Origin of the sequence: Pedobacter westerhofensis (assembly GCF_900182595.1) — a bacterium.
Classification (GTDB): domain Bacteria; phylum Bacteroidota; class Bacteroidia; order Sphingobacteriales; family Sphingobacteriaceae; genus Pedobacter; species Pedobacter westerhofensis.
In genome coordinates this window covers 175380-193863 of record NZ_FXTN01000011.1, presented here as the reverse complement: position 1 = coordinate 193863, position 18484 = coordinate 175380, and the positions used below count along the sequence as shown (strand labels likewise).

At 43.1% G+C, this 18484-nt stretch carries 17 protein-coding genes and 1 riboswitch; of the genes, 7 read left to right on the top strand and 10 right to left on the bottom strand.

All coding sequences use genetic code 11. From position 1 onward, the window contains the following. Positions 1-53 precede the first annotated feature (53 nt). The 3 genes from FN831_RS20835 to FN831_RS20825 form a co-directional block, all read right to left on the bottom strand. Positions 54-473 (bottom strand): Dabb family protein, encoded by a 420-nt coding sequence (locus tag FN831_RS20835; protein WP_142530125.1) that lies wholly within the window; start codon positions 471-473, stop codon positions 54-56. Positions 474-551: 78 nt separating this feature from the next. After that, positions 552-1427 carry an HD domain-containing protein gene (locus FN831_RS20830; RefSeq protein WP_142530124.1) on the bottom strand — a complete coding sequence of 292 codons (876 nt, stop codon included), beginning with the start codon at positions 1425-1427 and terminating at the stop codon, positions 552-554. Positions 1428-1506: 79 nt separating this feature from the next. After that, positions 1507-3123 (bottom strand): carboxylesterase/lipase family protein, encoded by a 1617-nt coding sequence (locus FN831_RS20825; protein ID WP_142530123.1) that lies wholly within the window; start codon positions 3121-3123, stop codon positions 1507-1509. Between the two features lie 167 nt (positions 3124-3290). On the opposite strand from FN831_RS20825, the gene FN831_RS20820 reads away from it, so the two are divergent. Beyond that, a complete protein-coding gene (locus tag FN831_RS20820; protein ID WP_142530122.1) occupies positions 3291-5876 on the top strand; it encodes a BamA/TamA family outer membrane protein in 2586 nt (861 codons plus the stop codon). Here the strand turns inward: FN831_RS20820 and FN831_RS20815 are convergent. Further along, a complete protein-coding gene (locus tag FN831_RS20815; RefSeq protein WP_142530121.1) occupies positions 5866-7224 on the bottom strand; it encodes a voltage-gated chloride channel family protein in 1359 nt (452 codons plus the stop codon). The two genes, FN831_RS20820 and FN831_RS20815, sit on opposite strands and share 11 nt — an antisense overlap. 32 nt (positions 7225-7256) lie before the next feature. After that, a riboswitch (Fluoride riboswitch) is annotated at positions 7257-7318 on the bottom strand. 210 nt (positions 7319-7528) lie between these two features. Here FN831_RS20815 and FN831_RS20810 point away from each other — a divergent pair. Both FN831_RS20810 and FN831_RS27790 read left to right on the top strand, forming a co-directional pair. Continuing rightward, complete coding sequence (locus FN831_RS20810) at positions 7529-8791, top strand: sensor histidine kinase (RefSeq protein ID WP_246101664.1); 1263 nt, start codon at positions 7529-7531, stop codon at positions 8789-8791. A 584-nt stretch (positions 8792-9375) separates the two neighbouring features. After that, positions 9376-9519, top strand: a complete 144-nt coding sequence (locus FN831_RS27790; protein ID WP_185960561.1) for a hypothetical protein — start codon at positions 9376-9378, stop codon at positions 9517-9519. A 330-nt stretch (positions 9520-9849) separates the two neighbouring features. On the opposite strand, the gene FN831_RS20805 is transcribed toward FN831_RS27790, so the two are convergent. Continuing rightward, the gene (locus FN831_RS20805) at positions 9850-10335 is read right to left on the bottom strand and encodes a PRC-barrel domain-containing protein (RefSeq protein WP_142530119.1); all 486 of its coding nucleotides are present in this window, start codon (positions 10333-10335) and stop codon (positions 9850-9852) included. Between the two features lie 10 nt (positions 10336-10345). Then, entirely contained in the window at positions 10346-10525 is a 180-nt protein-coding gene (locus tag FN831_RS20800; protein WP_142530118.1) for a hypothetical protein, read from the bottom strand. Between the two features lie 126 nt (positions 10526-10651). On the opposite strand from FN831_RS20800, the gene FN831_RS20795 reads away from it, so the two are divergent. Continuing rightward, complete coding sequence (locus tag FN831_RS20795) at positions 10652-11920, top strand: ATP-binding protein (RefSeq protein WP_142530117.1); 1269 nt, start codon at positions 10652-10654, stop codon at positions 11918-11920. Here FN831_RS20795 and FN831_RS20790 read toward each other — a convergent pair. Both FN831_RS20790 and lspA read right to left on the bottom strand, forming a co-directional pair. Then, complete coding sequence (locus tag FN831_RS20790; protein WP_142530116.1) at positions 11909-12583, bottom strand: peptidylprolyl isomerase; 675 nt, start codon at positions 12581-12583, stop codon at positions 11909-11911. The genes FN831_RS20795 and FN831_RS20790 overlap by 12 nt on opposite strands. 3 nt (positions 12584-12586) lie before the next feature. Then, positions 12587-13090 carry a signal peptidase II gene (gene lspA / locus FN831_RS20785; protein ID WP_142530115.1) on the bottom strand — a complete coding sequence of 168 codons (504 nt, stop codon included), beginning with the start codon at positions 13088-13090 and terminating at the stop codon, positions 12587-12589. A gap of 235 nt (positions 13091-13325) precedes the next feature. Between lspA and FN831_RS20780 the strand changes: the two genes are divergently transcribed. Beyond that, entirely contained in the window at positions 13326-13793 is a 468-nt protein-coding gene (locus tag FN831_RS20780; RefSeq protein ID WP_142530114.1) for a low affinity iron permease family protein, read from the top strand. Between the two features lie 130 nt (positions 13794-13923). On the opposite strand, the gene FN831_RS20775 is transcribed toward FN831_RS20780, so the two are convergent. Continuing rightward, entirely contained in the window at positions 13924-14499 is a 576-nt protein-coding gene (locus tag FN831_RS20775; protein WP_142530113.1) for a YciE/YciF ferroxidase family protein, read from the bottom strand. A 63-nt stretch (positions 14500-14562) separates the two neighbouring features. Continuing rightward, positions 14563-16203 carry a L,D-transpeptidase family protein gene (locus FN831_RS20770; RefSeq protein ID WP_142530112.1) on the bottom strand — a complete coding sequence of 547 codons (1641 nt, stop codon included), beginning with the start codon at positions 16201-16203 and terminating at the stop codon, positions 14563-14565. A 121-nt stretch (positions 16204-16324) separates the two neighbouring features. Between FN831_RS20770 and FN831_RS20765 the strand changes: the two genes are divergently transcribed. Both FN831_RS20765 and FN831_RS20760 read left to right on the top strand, forming a co-directional pair. After that, positions 16325-16945: a phosphatase PAP2-related protein gene (locus tag FN831_RS20765; protein WP_142530111.1), complete on the top strand. Its 621-nt coding sequence runs from the start codon at positions 16325-16327 to the stop codon at positions 16943-16945. A 38-nt stretch (positions 16946-16983) separates the two neighbouring features. Continuing rightward, entirely contained in the window at positions 16984-18444 is a 1461-nt protein-coding gene (locus tag FN831_RS20760; RefSeq protein ID WP_142530110.1) for an aminoacyl-histidine dipeptidase, read from the top strand. The last annotated feature ends 40 nt before the right edge of the window (positions 18445-18484 follow it).

Genomic DNA, 18484 nt, shown 5'->3' with positions numbered 1-18484 from the left:
CCAATTACTTAATCCGTCCTGCAGCTATGCTGGAAAGCTGCAGGACGGATCACCTAGGCTTCAACAGCATCATAAACAATGACCTTTTCCCAGAGATGGCTGCAGTTTTTTATAAATTCCAGATGTATAGGGTGGTTTTGATAAGTAGCCTGGCCTTCGAGATCTTTAAAGAAGATCAGTTCTGATACTGCCCAGCTGTTATCCACTACTTCGCGCTTTTCAGTGCTTGCAACCACGCCTACGCGGAGTTCATGTACAGTTTCAATTTTGGATAATGTTTTTACGCCGGCAATGAGCTTATCGCGGTCTGCTGCCGATCCCGGATTTTTCAGCCAGAAAAACACATGGTGTACTACAGGGTATTTTTGTTCCATATTCTTAAGGGGATTCTGAACAGGTAATGCTGATACTGCTGTTGCAGCTGACAATATCGCGGCGGTTCCTATAAATTTTCTTCGGGTTGATGTGCTCATGTTTGAATTATTTTTACAAAATGAAATTAATAAATTTTGCCGAGACACAGTCCTTTCAGGAAAATAGTTTTAAATAAATTACAAAAACTGTTTGTTCAGCGTTGATACACGTGCTTTAAGAAATCTTTCCTTGATCTTTAGGCTGGCACCTTTCTTTAGGAATTTAGAATAGTCTTTTTGTTGTTTGATCGCCTTAACGGCATCAAATCCATACACCGTACTTCTGATCTTGTTCAGCAGAAATGTATCATCCTTCAGGAGATCGCTTTCCCTGATTTCTCCTTTTTCCAGAAATTCTTTAATCAGCAAACCGAGCTGCTGGTTAGCATACACGTAGAGCGGTGCATTGTAAACATCTTTATTTAAAAGGATGAAGATGTGGTCTATCCATTCGGCATGTACCTGGTCTTTTACCACTATCTTTTCTTCCTGTAAGGTAACGGCATGGATAAAATCCCGGGCATCTTTCCTGCTGATGATCCGGGTGTGCAAGGCATCGCGCAGCGTATAATCCAGGCGGTCTGCACAAAGATGCGGAAGGGGCTGTTCCAGGATGGAGAACCTTCCCTGCAAAAGCTGATCGGCATGGTAGCCATGTTTTTCCAGTACTGCCGGTATATCAGAATCTTTTAATACTGTGGCAAAAAGCTGCTCGTGGTAAGTCTCATCTGTGTTGTTAAAAACATAATCGCCAACATGTGAAAAGGCGGTATGTGAGATGTCATGCAGCAAACCTGCGATCTGTTCAAGTTCTGTTCCTCCCAGTGTCCTGATCAGCAGCATTACACCTATTGAGTGCTCCAGACGGGTATGGCAGATTTCGGGATTTACGAGAAATATTGCCCCGCTGTGATGTATTTTGCCCAGGCGCTGAACCGCCTTGCTGTTCATTAAATCCTCAAATATTTTTGGTAGTTCAAATGTTCCGTAGATAGGGTCGCTGACTTTAATCATAATACAATTATACTAATATAATTAGTATAATTGTATTGGAATGTTATTTTTTTTAGCTGTAAATGTTATCCGTTCATATTCAATTTAATACAAAGCCGGCAGATGGATACAGCGGGTCATTATAAATATCTTCTTGAACCTGAGGGCCGGAGACATGGTCGAAAACCATTACTGTCTTTAGCTGCTGTGTAAAAAGCGGCCAGGACTGCCCGTTAATCTTTCCCGGATTTTTCCCTTTGATAAATTGTACCCATGATCTGTGAACCTGCACTGCAAGTTTAATTTCTTCCGCATTGAATCCTGTGTTATTGCCTGAATACCATACATACCCTAGTTCCTGCGCGTGGTTGGCACCGGAGTTATCCCTGCTGTAATCAAAGCGGTACATCCATACCGGAATTTTACTTTTCGCCAGTGCATCGGCCAAACGATAGGAATGCATCTGGTACATATACTGAGTGAATAAATTCATAACAGGACTCAGCTGACCGGGCTTTGCCATCGCTTTCAGGCCGGCAGATTTGATATGGCGGTAATTTGTGCCAAACCAGTCTTTCAATGCCTGGTCATCTGCATGGAACAGTCTTTTGTCCGCATTCATGAACATCTTGCTTTCAGCATTGTTTGTGCCCATAAGCAGTTTGATTTTTTGATCCGGATGCGTGCTGATATAAGTATATGGATCTTCGCTGATCACTTCCCCATCCTGTACCGGGCCAAAGTAATTGGTTCCCTGTGCCCCGCTACATACTTTATTTTGTGCTTCGATCAAAGCTGAAGTGCTGAGCTTAAAAAGGTCCGCAGGGTCTTTGAGGTGGAGCGTATCCAGCAACCTTTGCCTGATATTTTTGGCGGTTGCACTGTCGCGGATGCACTGTACCGCACCGCTTTCAAGTATCAGCTGCCGGAAGAGCCCATTTGCCTGGGGAGATACCAGAAGTGTACTTACGAGTTTTGCCCCGGCAGATTCTCCCATGACGGTAACCGCCGAAGGATCTCCGCCAAAAGAGCTGATATTGTCTTTAATCCATCTCAAAGCCCGGATGCAGTCAAGTAAACCATTATTTCCTGAAGTACGGTAATCTCCCCGCTGATCTCCCATATAGAGAAAGCCGAAAACACCAAGCCTGTAGTTAATAGTTACGGTAATGATACTGTCCTGATCTGCAAAAGCATGCCCGTTCATTCCCATCCCTGATCCTGAAGTCATTGCCCCACCATGTACCCATACCACTACCGGCAGTTTCCTCTTCAGGCCTGCAGCACCGGGTTTCATGGTTCTGCCCATGTCTGATGAAGTTCCTGTGCTTGCTGGTACAAAGGGAGCATAAATATTCAGGCTCAGACAATTTTCATTTCCTGCGACAGCTTTTTTACCTCCGTCATACTGAGCGGCGATATTGCCAAAGTTTTCACAGGACAGGGTATCTGCCCAGCGGTCTGCTGGTTGGGGAGATTTAAACCTCAATTCGCCTTCTGGGGATTTGGCATAGGGAATACCCTTAAAAACAAGAATGTTATTTTCGATTGCCCCACGGATATATCCTTTGTCTGTTTTAGCGATTATCGTTTGGGAGCCGGCCGGGATTGAGCAGCCCGAAAAACACAGCAGAAATATACCTGCTGCCAGTATAACTTGTAAAAACTGATGATTCTGACATGTACATTTATAATGCTGATGGATCTGGCCGGTCATATATTCAATAATTAGAGACCGTAAAGATCATATAAATCTCCGGAAATTAAATGGGTTTTGGGATGAACATTATTTTTAAGTTAATAATTTTGTATTTTAGTACTTGAACACAACAGCAGGAGTGTTCAAGCTGATTTTAAATAAATTGATGCCCAAATTAGATCCTTATGCCCAAACGATTACCTTTAATTTTACTGTTAACCTCATTTGCCGGATATGTACAAGCACAAAATTCGGACAGGGTAAAGTCATCCGCCCGTCAAAACTTTCCTGATAGTATAGTGGTAAAGGTGCATCCGGTTTACGAAGATGTAAGTGGTACACACAAATGGTTCTTTGGAGAAAACTACAGAAAAGAATGGGCGGCAGCTGTTAAGCTGCCCCTGATTAAAATATCTAAAGTATACGGCGGTTTGGCGCCGGTAAAGGAAGGCGGAGGGATGCAATCCAAATCGCTGCGCCTGGCCGACAAAAAGGGGATTGAATATGTGATCCGCAGTGTGGAGAAAACGCCGGACAAAATATTGCCCGAAGGTCTGAGAGGAACTTTTGCCCTGGATTGGGTACGGGATGCCATGAGCGGGCAGCACCCGTTTTCTGCCCTGATTGTGCCGCCACTTGCCGCTGCGGCAAATGTACATCATACCAATCCGGTGATCGGCGTAATTGCGGCTGATGATGCCCTTGGAGAATTCAATAAGGAATTTACAGGTATGGTTGTGCTGCTGGAAGAGCGGGAGCCGGGCGGCGAATCAGATAATACCCCCAAAATGATTAAAGAGCTGAATGAAGATAATGATCATCATTTTGACGGCAAACAGTTTTTAAGGGCAAGGCTGCTCGACCTGCTGATTGGCGACTGGGACAGGCATGAAGACCAGTGGCGCTGGCTGGATGTGAAACCGGGCAAAGGACAGAAAATGTATGAGGCAGTGCCGCGCGACCGTGATCAGGTTTTTCATGTAAACCAGGGTTTGTTTCCTTCAATTGCTGCCCTGCCATGGATAGATCCACTACTGGGCGATTTTGGGCCTACGCTTCCCGGTGTGAAATACTCTTTGTTTAAAACAAGGTTTATGAAAGGCTTTCCTGATGCACAGCTCAGCTATACTGAATATATGAAGGTGGTAAACGACTTTGTAAAAGCCGAGAACGATCAGGTGCTGGAAGAAGGGCTGAAATTGCTGCCGGCCGAGGTATACCGCATGCGCCACGACCAGCTTTTTACTGAGCTTAAACAACGCCGCGACAATATCCCTGCAGCAATGGACGGATTTTACAGGTTCAGCAACAGAATTGTAGACATTAAAACGAGTGATAAGAACGAGAAAGTAACATTCAGTGATGCTCCTGATCATGGTACCAGGGTGCTGATCAATAAAATCGATAAAGACGGACAGGCAAAAGATCTTTTGATGGACATGACCTATAATCCTGATATTACCAAAGAGATCCGCTTATATGTTTCGGGCGGTGATGACCAGGTGACCATCAATACCAGTGATCAGCCAATAAAATTAAGAATAGTAGGGGGAGAGGGCAATAAATCATATGAGGTAAAACAGGCCGGCCGTAAGGTAAAGCTGTACGACCAGAAGGACAATTCTCATCTGACAGGCGATGTAAGCCGGTTTAAAACCCATCTTTCCAATGATACGCTGAATACTAAATTTATCCCCACCAACCTGTATAATGTCTGGATACCACTGGCCACAGCTGCGATCAATAAAGATGATGGATTTTTACTGGGACTGGGCGTAAAGTTTGTAAAAAAAGACGGCTTCAGAAAGCTGCCCTATTCCAGTTCACAGCAGATCATGGTTACCCATGCCTTTGCCACTGATGCTTTCAGGATCAAATATAACGGAGAATGGATCCAGGCCATTGGCAAGGCTGATATCACCCTGCAGGCGTATGCCCAGGCACCTGATAATACGATGAATTTCTTTGGCCGCGGTAATGAAACAGCACTGGTAAAAGAGGGAGATTACAGGAGGTTTTACCGGACCAGGTTTGATACCTACCAGGTTGATCCCGCACTGCGCTGGCATGTTGGCAATGGAAATACATTAAGCGCAGGGCCCTCCATTCAGTTTTATCACCTGAACTTTGATGACAACGGCGGAAGATTTATCAACCAGCAGTCCCTCATTAATTCTTATGACAGTGCCACTGTAAACAAAGACAAAGCGCATGTAGGCCTGATCGTGAATTTTAACAGCAACCACAGGAACAGTAATTTTCTCCCTAGTGCAGGATACTATTTTAACGTTACACTGCAGGGATACACCGGCCTTAACCATTATTCAAAATCTTTTATGCAGATCAGGCCTGAGTTTACCTATTATCAGAAGCTTAATTCCCGCGGAACGATTGTTCTGTCGGACCGGGTGGGCGGCGGTGTAACTGTTGGTGACGCAGCTTTTTACCAATCGATGTTCCTGGGCGGACAGGGTAACCTGCTGGGGTTCCTCCAAAACCGTTTCGCAGGTGAGCATATGGTATATAACAATCTGCAGGGCAGGGTTAAACTGTTCAATGTAGCAAGTTATATCCTGCCGGGCCAGCTTGGTTTATCGGGCTTTTATGATGCCGGCCGGGTTTGGGAAAAAGACGAACATTCTGATAAGTGGCACCAGGGAACTGGCGGGGGGCTATATTTCTCGCCTGCCGGGTTAACCATCATACAGTTAATGGCCGGGCACTCTACAGAAGGCTGGTATCCGTTTTTCTCAATGAATTTTAGGATCTAAATTTATATTTTGAGATTTTAGTGTGGAGGTAGCCTCGTTTTTGGCTGGCCTCATGGAGGTTGTTTATTTCAGGAGATCCTTCAAACTTGGGAACGATAATGGTCTGGGCAGAATAAATTCCGGAGTGCCCGCTAAATAAGTAAGCGGTAAAACAGGCGATGGCAAAAAGCAAGGCATATTCGCCTCCAAACAGCTCTATGCCCATAAATGTGCAGGCCAGGGGCGTATTGGTAGCCCCGGCAAATACGGCGATAAATCCCAGGGCTGCGAAAAGGCTTACAGGTGCATTTAATAGTTGAGAGAGGGTATTGCCTAGTGTTGCACCAATATAAAACAATGGAGTTACTTCTCCGCCCTTAAATCCGGAGGCAAGCGTTGTAGTGGTGTAAATGGTTTTCCACAGCCAGCTCCAGGTATCTGCGCCACCGGCATGAAATGCGGAGGGAATAGTAATTGCACCTGGGTATTGAGGGTCTACGCCCAGGCTGAGATAATCCTGATTGCCATTGATATAGGTCAGGCCGATAATGATCATCCCGCCTGCGACAGGAATTAACCATTTTATCGGTATGACCTTGCCCAGGATTACTTTGATCTCGTGTACCATTCCAGAAAAAATAAAACTGGCAAGCCCGAATGCTATCGCTGCCACAATAACTTTAATGATCAGCAGCAAATCCACCGGCAGCAGATCAGACATAAAATAAATCTGATGTGGAATGATATCAATATGATAAGCAGTGTGATGAATGCCCCATGCAGCTACTGTAATGTCGGCAATGATACTGGCCATCAGCGCAGGGAAGAGGGCATTATACCGGATGCTTCCTATCGCCAGCACTTCCAGTGCGAAAATGGCACCTGTAAGAGGCGTGCCGAATACGGCACCAAAACCGGCGGCTATACCGGCAGTAAGCATCACACGGGTATCTGATTCATTGAGCCTGAACCAGCGTCCGAACATTGCTGCGATGCTGCCTCCAATCTGAACAGCTGTACCTTCACGGCCTGCAGAACCACCAAACAAATGAGTGATTATTGTAGTGAGCAGAATAAGAGGTGCCATTCTTTTGGGAATTCCTTCTCCGTGTTCACGGATTTCATCAATGATCAGGTTATTTCCTTTTTCGGAATTTTTCCCAAATAGGCGATAGAGGAAATATATTACTATTCCTGCGGCAGGGAGCAGAAAAAGCAGCCATTGATGCCCAAACCTGTAATGTATGGCTTGGTTCAGCAGCCATAAAAATAATGCAATGGCGCTGCCGGTTAAAATTGCTATCGGGAAAACAAGGATTGTCCAGCGTAAAAGCTGTTTAATAATGGAGTAATGTTCGAATTTTTTCACCTACAAAATATTAAGCACAACAAGTTGCGCGGTTAATTGCAGGCGCCATCAGCAATGCGGTTTGTTAAAGGAAGACACCATTTCCTTCTCAAAACTAATGAATTTCCTGAAGATGCAATGTTTTTTTTGTTTTATTTACAGGAAAGGACATGATAAATGAAATAATAATATGTGTTTAAATAGTTATATTTGAACAATAGTCAGTTTCATGTATTTTTCATCTACGCTAAAACGACTTCAGGTCAAACTAACCGGAAGTGATGCAACATTTTCCCTGGAAGCTCGAATATATCATTGCATATGTATGGTTGGCTTTATTGCATTGGCGTATAATGTACCCTTTAATTATTTTGTTGGCTTACCTAAAGTAGCTTTGGTAAGTTTGATTATGCTGGTAGGTTTTGCCGGGCTTTACTATCTCTCTCGCGTGAAAAGGCTGTTTACCTCGAGTATCATAGGGCTTGGGATACTGGGCAATATCTTTTTCGCAATTGTCTATTTTTTAAATTCCGGTATTGATGGCCCCACGCTGATATTATTTGCCTTATTCTTTTACCTGTTATGTTCCACCGCTCCCAAAAAGCAACAATGGTGGTGGCTCCTGTTGAATATTGTTACCGTCAGTGGTGTGTGCATCACCCAATTCTACTTTCCTACCCTGGTACCAACAACATACCCAACGCTGGCCAGTCGTTTTACCGATAACATTTCTGCATATCTGGTGGTAGTGGTTGCCATGTTTTTTTCGCTGAAATACATCCGGCAGAACTACGAGATGGAAAAGAAATCTGCATTGAACAAAGCGCTGGATATCGAATTGAAAAATATTCAGTTAGAGATACTGAATGGTGAAAAGAACAAACTTTTCTCTATCGTGGCGCACGACCTGAGAAGTCCGCTTGCCTCTATACAAAGCTACCTCGAATTGCTGACGGCCTATCCCTTAACTGAACAGGAGAAAAAGGAAATTGAACTCAAGTTATTGTCCCTTACCAAAAACACGTCGAACATGATGGCAAATTTATTGTCTTGGTCTAAGTCGCAGCTGGAAGGTGTACGTGTGAATATCCAGCCCATTGATCTCTTAAAAACGCTGAGGGACATGCTGAAGGTAGAGATGAGTATTGCCCAGGAAAAGCAGATCAGTTTAACCTATCACATCACTGAAAACATGTATGTGCTTGCCGATGCCAATATGCTGCTGCTGGTGATCCGTAATCTGGTGAGCAATGCCATCAAGTTCACGCCCGCAGGAGGCAACATACAGGTGATGGCTGCCATTAATGATAAGTGTAGGATTACTATCGTGGATTCTGGAACCGGCATTGCCGAAACCGATCAAAAACATGTTTTTTCTTTGAAAGCGAAATCTACATTTGGTACGAACAATGAAAAGGGGGTAGGGCTGGGCCTGATCTTATGCAAGGAATTTACTGAACTGCAAAATGGTACGATTAGTTTTAGCAGTGCCCCGGGAAAAGGTACCAGCTTTATGGTTTCGGTACCGGTATTTAATAAAAATGCCACCACATCTTCACAGCAGGGAGAATTGAGCGACCTGGCTTAACAGCAAAAAATGATATATTTTATTATTAAATTTATCATTAACCTGTATTCCCGTGTTGATTTTAAGGTTTTATGATAGTTGTCTGAACGTTAAGTGATTATAATTAATTTTTTTTGTTTAATTCTGAATTATTAATATATTTGAGTAGTCCTCATGACTACATTAATTCTATACGATTGATGCATGGAGCCGGGTAGACTGAACAATGCCCGGCTTTGTTTTTTCAGATATATTCTTTGGGTAATTAAGGCATGACCTTTTACCTGCAATAAATTGCTAAAAGCATTTAACATTATTTTACTCAGTCCCAGTGTCAGATTACTGTTAAAAAAATTAGGTAATATTTAATTTTCCACATCTGTTTATCTCCTTACATGAATTTTAAGCAAACGATTTATGTGTCAAAATACCCGTTTTTTTAATAAAAATACACTTAAAGAAATGTTACTGTTTCTTCATGATTAATGCAGGATTTTTGAGGAGATAAATGTTAAAAAAATCGGTTGCATCCCTGCCAATTTTGCTATATTAGTAATATCAAATTATAAGTCGAGCAAAACTAAATGATATAATAACATAAAATCATGGAAAATAAAACGGCAGACAATACAAAGAGCCCACTAACAACTGAACCAGTTCTGGTCAATGCAATTATCGAAACGCTTTCAAAAGAAGTAGAGCAGATCAAAGAGCTGCTCAGCAAGAAGAATCTGTTAGAAGAAAATTAATCTGGAGCGCTGAGCGGTTTTTCAGGCCTTTGGATTACTTCCTTTATCCTCCATGCAGTTGATAAGGATATTTCTCATGGTGATGAATTGCGGCAAAACACATATATACATTTTTATGTGTCTTTTTTTGAAATGTTATAGGAGATTAATCGGTTTTTCACACTGTATTATAAAGATCCTGTATTATTTCAAACGATATGCAAGTGCTCGTTATTCATTCAAACCGGTGTATTAAAGAACCGCCTGACTAAAGCACAGGGAGGTACAGCAGGCCCGTAGTTAGGTTGGTTAATACTCATCGCCTGCTGTACTTACCTTTAAGTATATCCCTTATTCATGCCTGCCCATAAAACGCCTTCCGTAAAAGTTGCGTTCATTGTAATGGTCATGTTCATAAAAAGTTTGCTCATCCCAGGATTGCTGAATATCTATATCGTCTGCAAACGCATTGCGGACAGTGATTTCATCTTCGGGTTTAAAAGATTCCCGGATGTAATCCGGCGCAGCCGCAAGTTGTGCAATGGTTATTGCAGGTAAATAAACTTCGTCATCAGTGAGGTGCAGTTCGGCAAGCCCGATAGGGATCAGTACCTTTCTGTTTTGCACTCCAAATACTCTTGCCTCAAGATCTGCGATCAGGTATCTTACTTTTCGCGTAGCGGGATTAAAAAGCAAATCGTGCACTTTGCCTATTTTTGAACCGCGGGTATCCTTGATATGCCATCCCTGAACATCAGGTTCACCTTCAGCAATTTCATAATCGCTGCGATCCAGTTCTTCCAGAAGGCGGTTTTCATCTGTATTTTCGATTGCCATAAAATTATTTTTAAGGAGTAGCTGCTGTGGAATCAGTTACTGTAGTGGTTGAGTCAGTTACTATTTTGTCTGAAGTTTTGTGGTCGTCCTTGTGAATTGCAAAATATACGATTGCCATACCCACCAGGATAATTATTAACCAAAGCCACCAGAGGCTTTTACTTTTAGGTTGTACATTTAAGGTTGCCATAGTATTGTTTCTACATGTTTATCGGATGATAACCTTTGCGGCCCCAAATTGTTTCGGAGAATCAGAAAACGGGACAAATTGTACAAATTATTTATTAGTTTTATCTACAGAATTTTATCTCTTTTTATGGCTAATAACGTTAACATCACTTCCAATGGCATCCAGAAAGTATTGCGCAATTACAACGAAAAGCAAGCACTTGCCGAGTATATTTGGAATGGTTTTGACGCCAATGCCAAAACTGTGGAAATTAATTATGCGGCAAATGAACTTGGATTTATAGACGTCCTTGAAATATCGGATAACGGTCATGGCATCAACTTCGAAAACCTGAGCGTTAAGTTTGAACCTTTCTTTGAATCAGAAAAAGCATTGCAGCTGCCGGTAAACAAAAACAGATCTGTGATGCACGGTAAAAATGGGGTAGGCAGGCTTACCTTTTTTAAGTTTGCCAACGACGCAGAATGGCAGACCACTTTTTTATACCGTGGCTCACTGCAAAGCGGAAGGATCAGCATAGGTGTACATGCACTGAACAACTACCAGTCCGGACTGCTGGATATTCCCCTGAACGACAAGGCCGGTACCCGTGTGATATTCTCAAATCTGAAGATCTCAGCTGAGGATCTGGAGCGGGAGATTATACCCTATCTGAAAGCAGAGTTCTGCTGGTTCCTTGAACTTAACAAAAAAAGTAGCTATACGATCATGATCAATGGCATCAGGATGGACTATTCTGATTATATACAGGATTATGAAGAAAATCTGGAGATCTGTTATGAAGACACCAAAACTCTGTTCAGGCTAAAATTTGTACAATGGAAAGAATCCCTGCATAAGGAATTATCAAAAGTGTACTTTATCAATGAGAAGGATGAGGAAGTGCATAAAGAATATACCACACTGAATAAGAAGGCAGACGAATATTTCCACAGTGTATATATACAGAGCGAATTTTTTACTGATTTTGATTTCAGCGGTTCAGAATTTGATGCACAGGTGAGACTTTACCAGCGTTCAAAATCATCGCCGGAGTTTAAGTTTCTGCATAAAAAAGTAAATGAACTCCTGAGGGCAAAAAGAAAGTTGTTTCTAAAAGAATATTCATCCAGACTGGTTGAACGTTATCAAAAGGAAGGCATCATTGCAGAGGCCAATGTTGACGTACCGGATAGCAAACAAAAAAAGGACCTTCTGGATATTTTAAAGACATTTTACGAAATTCATCCAAAATTGTTCAGCAATCTGAGCATCGACCAGAAGAAAACGATTGTTTCTTTGCTGGATACGGTTCTGGTCTCAGATCAGCGCGGGCAGATTCTACCCATACTTGAAAAAATTGCAGAACTTGATGACGAGGAAAAAGCAGAACTGAATACAATTTTAATGCCCTGAGTTTTCGTGCAGTTTTTTGATTTCTTTTGCTGTAAGGATATGGAATGTAAAGGTTACAGGGCTTAGGGGACGATCTTTAGTGCTTGCAGGAACATTGTTGATGGCTTCTGCAACAGCCATGCCGCTGATGAGCTCGCCAAAGATGGTATAATCGCCATCGAGCCCGGGCGTTCCGCCCGTTTTTTTATAGGTATTTCTTTGCTCTGCTGAGAATTTGCGTCCTGTTTTGTTTTCAATCAGATCAAGTTGTGCATCAGTCTGTATTTTACCCTGCACCAGATAGATCTGGTCTACATAGGAACTTTTTTCCGGATTATCATTCCTGCCCGCGCCCAGTGCTCCTTTTTTGTGATATAAGTTGGGCTTAATTTCTGCGGCTATCCGTTGCAGTGTTTGTCCGGGATGAAGCTTCTCGCGGTCAAGAATGGTTTCGTCCAGTTCTCCGCCCTGGCTCACAAACCCTTTGATCACCCTGTTAAATTCCATGTCTTTAAACATCCCGTTCCGGATCACTTTTAAAAAATTGTCCCGGTGCAGTGGTGTTTCATCATAGAGCATAACAATCATATTGCCTTTATTGGTGGAGATCTGTACGTAGTTCGATTGTGCCCCGGCAGCGCCGGAAATCATCAGCAGCAGCCAGATCAGGAGATGTGATTTCATATTTTATTCCTCTGCTAATTCAGTAGTAGTTCTTTTAAAATACAGGTTGATTAAGATCATGATCATACCTGCCATGATAGAAACATCGGCAAAATTAAATATACCCGTTTTAAAGGCATATAAATCAATGTGAAGAAAGTCTGTTACTGAGCCATAGCGCAGCCTGTCATAGAGATTTCCAAATCCGCCGCCAATAACAAAACACATGCCCGATACCAGCAGCCTTGACAGGTCTTTATTAGACAGCAGGTAATAAATCCCGTAGCAAAGTACTACGAGTGGGAGGAGCGATAAAAAAAAGAACTTTACTGAGCCCTCCAGTGAATCTCCCGTACTTAAAAAGGCGCCCGAATTTTCTATTCTGGTGAGGATCAGATGCTTTCCTATCACATCAATAGTCTCATAATACCCAATGTTTTGCCGGGCAGCATGCTTGGAGATCTGATCGCATCCTGTGTTCATGAATACCAGCATCAAAATAGATATATTTCTTATAGTATTATTCATCACTGTAAATTCAAGTGTAAACATAGAGTCTTTTGAGGATAATTTCCAAATAAAAATAGGCTTTAATTGGGTAACTTATATTTCTCCGGAGTAAATTGCATGAAAAGCAGATTTATTTGCCTATTGTTTGAATTGCTTCAAACAGAAGCCTCATGTTGTTGTTATTGGCATAATCCTCAGGTAAAGTATGTACCGGCGACCTGATACTGCAAACACACCTATCAAACTATATCATATGAAAAAGAAGAAAGACTCGTTTTTTGAAACGATGGCAACCAAGATTACCTGCTGGACAGGAAGCTCCCCCGCATTTGGAATTGCATTTGCAGTGATTATCGTATGGGGGATTACCGGGCCCATTTTTAAATATTCGGATACCTGGCAGCTGGTGATCAATACGGGTACTACCATCATTACATTCCTGATGGTATTCCTGATTCAGAAATCTCAGAATAAGGATTCTAAAGCCATACAGCTAAAATTGAATGAACTGATTGCTGCGAGCAGGCATGCAAGTAACCGGATGGTTGATATCGAAGATCTTACCGAAGCAGAACTGGATGTATTGCACAAGTATTATCAGCGGCTATCGGATATCTCTGAAGAAGATGATGATATCCACAATTCTCACTCCATAGATGCGGCAGAAGATCTGCAGGAAATCAAAGCCAGCGAACGCCGCAAGGCCAGCGGAGAACTATAAAGCCGCAAGGCTGAAAGACAAAAAAAATTCCGGTCCGGTACTTATACTGCTTTAGCGTATAGGTGCCGGACCGGAGTTTTTTATTTGTACAGCTTATTTGATTTTGCTTGTACCGCTAAGGAAGAGCAAATTATTCTGCTGAAGCCTGCTCATTTACAAAGCTTTCTGCGATTCCTGTCAGGGCCTCGTCAGTCGCTTTTTCATTGTCCAGCGTTTGTTGCAAAAGATCTGCTACATCAGTATGGCCCATGCTTTCTGCGAAAGTTCTCAGTGTTCCATAAGTAGCAATTTCATAATGCTCTACTTTCTGTGCTGCCAGGATCAGTCCTGCATCTCTGATCAGCGTGCCTTTTTCAGTTTCTGAAATAATGCCGTCTGCTTCTTCAAGCAATCCTGCCATTGCATCACATTTTTTTGCGGCAGCTTTTTCATCTAATAATGCGAAAACCTGCTCCAGAGTTTCGATATGTGTTTGGGTTTCCTGAGTATGTTTTTCAAATGCTGCAGCCAGTTCAGGACTTGTAGCAGCTTTCTTCATTTTCGGAAGTGCCTTTACCAGGTGTTTCTCTGCCCAGTAAATATCTTTTAATTCATCAACGAAAAATTCGTGAAATTCTGAATTTTCCATTTTTCCTGTGTTACTAACAGGTTTTTTTGTAGCTGACTTAGCTGCTGATTTTGCAGGTGTTTTTACTGTAGTTGCCATAGGTCGATATTTTATTGTATTTTTAAATGTCAAGCTATAACCCGGGCAGAAGCAAAATGTTTATTATTTTTTTGATTCCGCTGATTTAAACATTTGTGCAGCCATTGCCTTGTCATGCCCATAGAGGTCGTCGCGGAAATGCAGGAGCCCATCTTTATCCACCCAGGAAGTAAAATAAGTGATAAATACCGGTACGGGCTGTTTCATGTTTACCCACACTTCTGTTTTTTTATTCATCGCCTGGCCTATCTTTTCACTGGTCCATTCAGGTCTGTCAGACAGGAGGTACTCAGCAAGTTCTTTGGGTTCTGCCAGCCGGATGCAACCATGGCTGAAAGCGCGTTTTTCTTCGGCAAACAATGACTTTGCCGGTGTATCATGCAGATAGATATTATAACTGTTGGGAAATAGGAATTTAACTTTTCCCAGTGAGTTTGAGCTGCCTGGTTTTTGCCTGATCTGGGGGAGCCCCTCGCTTGTACCATATTGCTCCATATTTTTCTGGCTCAGGTAATTCCGGTTTTTTCGCATCTCGGGCAATATTTCTGTACGCACAATGCTGGGAGGAATATTCCAGTAGGGGCTGAATACAATGTTCTTTAGCTCATTGCTGAAAATGACGGTTTGATTGGCCGCTTTTCCAACAACAATGCCCATGTTCAAAACTTCCTTACCGGATTCAAATACATGCAGCTTATACTCGGGAATATTTACCAGGATAACTTTGCTTTCAGGAATCAGAGGCGTCCATTTCATACGTTCCAGGTTGATAAGCATCTGCTGGATGCGCTGTTCAGCAGGTACGTTAAGCGCATTAAGCAAATTCTGGTCTATCCTTCCGGTCTGCGCCCTGCCAAACTGTTTCTGCGCCTTTTTTACAGCCTCATTTAATGCTGCATCAAAAACAGTTGTGGTGTCGCCCGCAGGGAGATCGCCAAAATCTGCAAGACGCTGCCGGATGCTGGCAATGACTTTTCCGGTATCTCCCTGCCGGTATATTTTAACCTTGCCGCTGCTGATGGTTTCCCAGGTTCCCTTTTGCTGAATGGCATACCAGCGCAATAACTCTTTGCTCAGAGATTTATAGTACCGGTTTACAGGTTCCCAGTTTTCGATGCTTGTGCCTTTTTTTGCCACCAGCGAATCCAGCAGGGCAACGGCATCCAGTTTTTTCCGCGGGATATACCATTGCAGAGCGGCAGGATCAAGCTTCCCTGCATAAGCGTAGGTTATAAAATCAAAGAAATGCTGAGTAAGGGAAAGCTCCAGGGCAATCAGGGCAGGGCTTACAGCCCTGATTACCGTATCCCTGCTCAGGAGCAGCCCAAGCTGGTTGTGCAGCGCCTGGTCGGCATCGGTACTGTCCCGTGTTCCGGAAATATAGTTTTTGTCAAGTTCGTAAAATACCTTCGCCTGTTCTGCCAGGCCTTTCTCTGCAATCCAGGCAAACTGGAAATTCCTGCTGTTGTAAAAATTCCTCAGCCGGTTGGCAGAACTATCCTCGAGACCCTGTTTGCTGATAAAGTCTTCCATTTGCAGGCTGTCTACAAACAGTCTGGTCACTGCATTGCGGGGAGTAATTGTGATATCACGTGCTACTTTAACCTCTTTGGGGCGGCACTGGCTGAGAAATACCGTGAGCAGGAACAGCAAAACAGTAATCCCGGCGGGACAGCTGAGCAATTTTTTTGAATCGGGCGTCATCAGGGAAATATACGGTTAAACACCCAACCTTTATATTTTAATGACAATTTAATTCCAAAATATCATGCAGCCGGGAATGTAATATTATATTTGTTCCCACATTATCAACGAACCATTATTAATGCAAACTAAACAGTTAACCTGGCGATTTGCCTGGGATTATCCTGCGTTTAGGGTCAAGCTCCTTTTGGGGCTATTTGTGATGACCCTGATCGTCTTTTATTTACAGGATTTTTTTGTATTTGTACAAAGCAGAAATGGGGTTCCGGTTCATGACTGGTTACTGGATATTCTGCCTGCACATGACGTATCGGTTTACATCTTTCTGGTGCTGTATCCTGCCTCAGGACTGTTTTTCTGGAGGATGAGAAAGAACAGTATACTTTGTATTACTGCATTATGGGGTTATATCTTTCTCTGCCTGATCAGGATGCTGACCATTTCACTGATCCCCCTTGAAGCGCCCAGGCATTTGGTACACATGACTGATCCTTTCTCGGTGATTTTCTATGGCTCAAATATGATTACGAAGGACCTGTTTTTCTCCGGGCATACAGCAACACTTTTCCTGGTTGGTTTATGCCTCGAAAATAAAAGAGAAAAAATCATCATTTTTTGTGCTGCTGCGATATTGGGTATGCTGTTGCTGATCCAGCATGTGCATTACACTGCAGATGTGCTGGCGGCTCCATTGTTTAGCTATTTCTTCTGGTATCTTGGAAAAACTATTGCAAGGTTTTAAACGATAATCCTTAATTTGGCCGCTTATTCATATAATTAATGGAAGTCAATAATTTAGAACCTCAGGATCTCTGGCAAAATTTTGTTCAATTAAATGCCGTTCCGCGTGCTTCAAAAAAAGAAGACCGGGTAATTGCGTTTATGATTGCCTTCGGCCAGAGGCTTGGTCTTGAAACCATTAAGGATGCTGCAGGGAATGTGGTGATCAAAAAACCGGCAACTGCTGGCATGGAAGACCGTAAGACTGTAGTTTTACAGTCGCACCTTGATATGGTGCACCAGAAAAACAGCGATACCGTTTTTAATTTTGATGAGCAGGGCATAGCGATGTTTGCAGAGGGCGACTGGGTAAAGGCCCGGGGCACTACACTGGGTGCCGACAATGGTATTGGTGTAGCGGCAATTATGGCCCTGCTTGCTTCTGCCACTGTTGAACATCCCGCCCTCGAAGCCATGTTTACCATTGATGAAGAAACCGGGATGACGGGTGCCAAACAGCTTGATCCAGCCAATTTCAGCGGTACGATTCTGCTGAACCTGGATACTGAAGAAGATGATGAACTGACCATCGGCTGTGCCGGAGGGATAGATACAAATACACGTTACCATTACCAGCAGGAAGCTGCTGATGCTCAGGGCACTGCATTTGAAATTAAAATTACCGGCTTGCTGGGCGGGCACTCAGGAATGGACATTCATAAGGGCAGGGCAAATGCAAATAAGCTGATGAACAGGATGTTTTATACCTTGTCTCAAACGGTACATATCCAATTGCACAGCGTAGACGGGGGAAGCCTCAGAAATGCAATCCCAAGGGAATCTGCCGCTGTAATTGTAGTGCCTTATGGACAGAAGGAGCTATTCGTGTTGCTTTTAAAGCAGTTCAGCGAATTGCTTGCGGATGAATACAATACTGCGGAGCCTTCGCTGCTGATCAGCATTAAGGAAACCATATTGCCATCCAGGGTGATGACTTTTGTAGATTTCAGGAAGATCATCAATGCGCTCTATGCTGTGCCCAACGGAGTGTTCAGGATGAGCCCTGATATCAGGGAGCTTGTAGAAGCCTCTACAAATCTGGCCAGGGTAGTGATTAAGGATGGGGAGTTTACCACACAATCATTACAGCGCAGCAGTGTTGAAAGTACCAAGGCAGATGTTTCAAATGCAGTGAGCGCCGCTTTTGAAAATATGGGCTGCGATGTTCAGCAGGGCGGCGATTATCCGGGATGGAAACCCGATCCTGATTCGGCCATTTTAAGGTTGATGACCGGATTGTACCAGCAAAAATTTGGTAAATCCCCAAGGGTAGAAGCCTGCCATGCCGGCCTGGAGTGTGGCATTCTTGGTGCTCACCTGCCGGGAATGGACATGATCTCGTTTGGCCCGACCATCAGGGGGGCGCATTCTCCGGATGAAAGAGTGCAGATATCTTCCGTTAAAAAGTTCTGGAGCTATCTTTTAGCGGTATTGAAAGAAATTCCAAAAGACGATAAATAAAAAAGAATTGCTATTTTAGGCCCTCTTTAAAGAATAGAAT

What these genes read in the sequence shown, in the direction of transcription:
- FN831_RS20835 (WP_142530125.1), bottom strand. Translation starts at nt 473, where the DNA reads ATGAGCACATCAACCCGAAGAAAATTTATAGGAACCGCCGCGATATTG.
- FN831_RS20830 (WP_142530124.1), bottom strand. Translation starts at nt 1,427, where the DNA reads ATGATTAAAGTCAGCGACCCTATCTACGGAACATTTGAACTACCAAAA.
- FN831_RS20825 (WP_142530123.1), bottom strand. Translation starts at nt 3,123, where the DNA reads ATGACCGGCCAGATCCATCAGCATTATAAATGTACATGTCAGAATCAT.
- FN831_RS20820 (WP_142530122.1), top strand. Translation starts at nt 3,291, where the DNA reads ATGCCCAAACGATTACCTTTAATTTTACTGTTAACCTCATTTGCCGGA.
- FN831_RS20810 (WP_246101664.1), top strand. Translation starts at nt 7,529, where the DNA reads ATGGTTGGCTTTATTGCATTGGCGTATAATGTACCCTTTAATTATTTT.
- FN831_RS27790 (WP_185960561.1), top strand. Translation starts at nt 9,376, where the DNA reads ATGGAAAATAAAACGGCAGACAATACAAAGAGCCCACTAACAACTGAA.
- FN831_RS20805 (WP_142530119.1), bottom strand. Translation starts at nt 10,335, where the DNA reads ATGGCAATCGAAAATACAGATGAAAACCGCCTTCTGGAAGAACTGGAT.
- FN831_RS20800 (WP_142530118.1), bottom strand. Translation starts at nt 10,525, where the DNA reads ATGGCAACCTTAAATGTACAACCTAAAAGTAAAAGCCTCTGGTGGCTT.
- FN831_RS20795 (WP_142530117.1), top strand. Translation starts at nt 10,652, where the DNA reads ATGGCTAATAACGTTAACATCACTTCCAATGGCATCCAGAAAGTATTG.
- FN831_RS20790 (WP_142530116.1), bottom strand. Translation starts at nt 12,583, where the DNA reads ATGAAATCACATCTCCTGATCTGGCTGCTGCTGATGATTTCCGGCGCT.
- lspA (WP_142530115.1), bottom strand. Translation starts at nt 13,090, where the DNA reads ATGAATAATACTATAAGAAATATATCTATTTTGATGCTGGTATTCATG.
- FN831_RS20780 (WP_142530114.1), top strand. Translation starts at nt 13,326, where the DNA reads ATGAAAAAGAAGAAAGACTCGTTTTTTGAAACGATGGCAACCAAGATT.
- FN831_RS20775 (WP_142530113.1), bottom strand. Translation starts at nt 14,499, where the DNA reads ATGGCAACTACAGTAAAAACACCTGCAAAATCAGCAGCTAAGTCAGCT.
- FN831_RS20770 (WP_142530112.1), bottom strand. Translation starts at nt 16,203, where the DNA reads ATGACGCCCGATTCAAAAAAATTGCTCAGCTGTCCCGCCGGGATTACT.
- FN831_RS20765 (WP_142530111.1), top strand. Translation starts at nt 16,325, where the DNA reads ATGCAAACTAAACAGTTAACCTGGCGATTTGCCTGGGATTATCCTGCG.
- FN831_RS20760 (WP_142530110.1), top strand. Translation starts at nt 16,984, where the DNA reads ATGGAAGTCAATAATTTAGAACCTCAGGATCTCTGGCAAAATTTTGTT.